This window comes from Mesorhizobium sp. M7A.F.Ca.AU.001.01.1.1 (assembly GCF_004022735.1).
Lineage (GTDB): Bacteria > Pseudomonadota > Alphaproteobacteria > Rhizobiales > Rhizobiaceae > Mesorhizobium > Mesorhizobium ciceri.
The window spans coordinates 1-2,282 of record NZ_RZPF01000889.1 but is presented as its reverse complement, the minus strand read 5'-3'; the positions used below and the strand labels follow the sequence as shown (position 1 = coordinate 2,282).

The 2,282-nt window shown below is 61.4% G+C and carries 3 protein-coding genes; all 3 read left to right on the top strand.

Annotated elements, in window-relative coordinates:
* Positions 1 to 85 precede the first annotated feature (85 nt).
* Positions 86 to 457, top strand: coding sequence for a 30S ribosomal protein S12 (gene rpsL / locus EN884_RS33490; RefSeq protein ID WP_006333356.1), 372 nt, complete (start codon positions 86 to 88; stop codon positions 455 to 457).
* A gap of 60 nt (positions 458 to 517) precedes the next feature.
* Entirely contained in the window at positions 518 to 988 is a 471-nt protein-coding gene (gene rpsG, locus EN884_RS33485; protein ID WP_008875664.1) for a 30S ribosomal protein S7, read from the top strand.
* 29 nt (positions 989 to 1,017) lie between these two features.
* The coding region (gene fusA, locus EN884_RS33480; RefSeq protein WP_128361025.1) for an elongation factor G at positions 1,018 to 2,282 on the top strand (1,265 nt) is incomplete at its 3' end.

Sequence of the window (2,282 nt, the reverse complement as noted above, 5' to 3'; positions counted from 1 at the left end):
TTTATGGCCCGAATTTGCGTATGGAAATGACGCTTTGAGCGGCCCTGACCGGGCGAGACACGGAATTGAGAGACAAGAGGGTTTAATGCCTACCGTCAACCAGCTGATCCGCAAGCCGCGCATTGCGCCGGTGAAGCGCAACAAGGTCCCGGCCATGCAGCAGAACCCGCAGAAGCGGGGCGTCTGCACGCGCGTCTATACAACGACGCCGAAGAAGCCGAACTCGGCGCTGCGCAAGGTGGCCAAGATCCGCCTGACCAATGGTTTTGAAGTGATCGGGTACATCCCCGGCGAAGGCCACAACCTTCAGGAGCACTCCGTGGTGATGATCCGCGGCGGCCGCGTCAAGGATCTTCCGGGCGTTCGCTACCACATCATCCGCGGCGTGCTCGACACGCAGGGTGTGAAGAACCGCAAGCAGCGCCGTTCGAAGTACGGCGCCAAGCGTCCGAAGTAAGATTTTCCGGCCTTGGCGCTCCTTGAGTGCGTCGGGCTATGAGATTGAGAGACAAAAGCCATGTCGCGTCGTCACAGTGCAGAAAAGCGTGAGATCAATCCGGACCCGAAGTTCGGCGATCTGATCGTCACCAAGTTCATGAACGCCGTCATGTATGACGGCAAGAAGTCGGTCGCCGAGACCATCGTCTACGGCGCGCTCGACCAGGTTCAGTCGAAGACCAAGCAGGAGCCGGTCACCGTCTTCCATCAGGCGCTCGACAATGTCGCGCCGCATGTGGAAGTGCGTTCGCGTCGTGTCGGCGGCGCCACCTACCAGGTTCCGGTCGACGTGCGCCCCGAGCGCCGCCAGGCATTGGCCATTCGCTGGCTGATTGCTGCGGCCCGCAACCGCAACGAGACCACGATGGTCGACCGCCTCTCCGGCGAGCTGATGGACGCGGCCAACAACCGCGGCACCGCTGTCAAGAAGCGTGAAGACACCCACAAGATGGCTGAAGCCAACCGCGCTTTCGCGCACTACCGCTGGTAAAGCGCGAACGAGACTGAGAGGCAGCTACGATGGCCCGCGAATACAAAATCGAAGACTACCGCAATTTCGGTATCATGGCGCATATTGACGCCGGCAAGACGACGACCACCGAGCGCGTCCTCTACTACACGGGCAAGTCGCACAAGATCGGCGAAGTCCACGACGGCGCTGCCACCATGGATTGGATGGAGCAGGAGCAGGAGCGCGGCATCACCATCACGTCCGCCGCGACCACGACCTTCTGGAAGGCTCGTGACGGCAAGATGCACCGCTTCAACATCATCGACACCCCCGGCCACGTCGACTTCACCATCGAGGTCGAGCGTTCGCTGCGCGTGCTCGACGGCGCCATCGCGCTGCTCGATGCCAATGCCGGTGTTGAGCCGCAGACCGAGACTGTCTGGCGCCAGGCCGACAAATATCGCGTTCCGCGCATGATCTTCTGCAACAAGATGGACAAGATCGGCGCCGACTTCTATCGCTCGGTCGAGATGATCGGCTCGCGCCTCGGTGCGCATGCTGTTGTCATGCAGCTGCCGATTGGCGCCGAGACCGAGTTCAAGGGCGTTGTCGACCTCGTCGAGATGAACGCGCTGGTCTGGCGCGACGAGACGCTGGGCGCTGCCTGGGACATCGTCGAGATCCCGGACGACCTCAAGGCTCGTGCCGAAGAATACCGCGAGAAGATGATCGAGGCTGCCGTCGAAATGGACGAGACGGCGCTTGAGAATTACCTCGAAGGCAAGATGCCGTCGAATGACGAGATTCGCGCGCTGATCCGCAAGGGCACCATCGCGGTCAAGTTCTACCCGATGTTCTGTGGCTCGGCCTTCAAGAACAAGGGCGTGCAGCCGCTGCTCGACGCCGTTGCCGAATATCTGCCGTCCCCGGCCGATGTTCCCGCCATCAAGGGCGTCGATGCCAAGACCGACGCCGAGATCGAGCGTCATGCCGACGACAACGAGCCGCTGTCGATGCTCGCCTTCAAGATCATGAACGACCCGTTCGTCGGTTCGCTGACCTTTGCGCGCATCTATTCGGGCAGGCTCACCAAGGGCATCTCGGTCGACAACACCGTGAAGGGCAAGAAAGAGCGCATCGGCCGCATGCTGCAGATGCATGCGAACTCGCGCGCCGACGTCGAAGAGGCTTTTGCCGGCGATATCGTTGCTCTTGCCGGTCTCAAGGACACGACCACCGGCGACACGCTGAGCGATCCGCTGCATCCGGTCATCCTCGAGCGCATGGAATTCCCCGATCCGGTCATCCAGATCGCCATCGAGCCGAAGACCAA

Bases quoted from the DNA above. Each gene is read 5' to 3' on its own strand.
- rpsL (WP_006333356.1), top strand. From the start codon at position 86: ATGCCTACCGTCAACCAGCTGATCCGCAAGCCGCGCATTGCGCCGGTG.
- rpsG (WP_008875664.1), top strand. From the start codon at position 518: ATGTCGCGTCGTCACAGTGCAGAAAAGCGTGAGATCAATCCGGACCCG.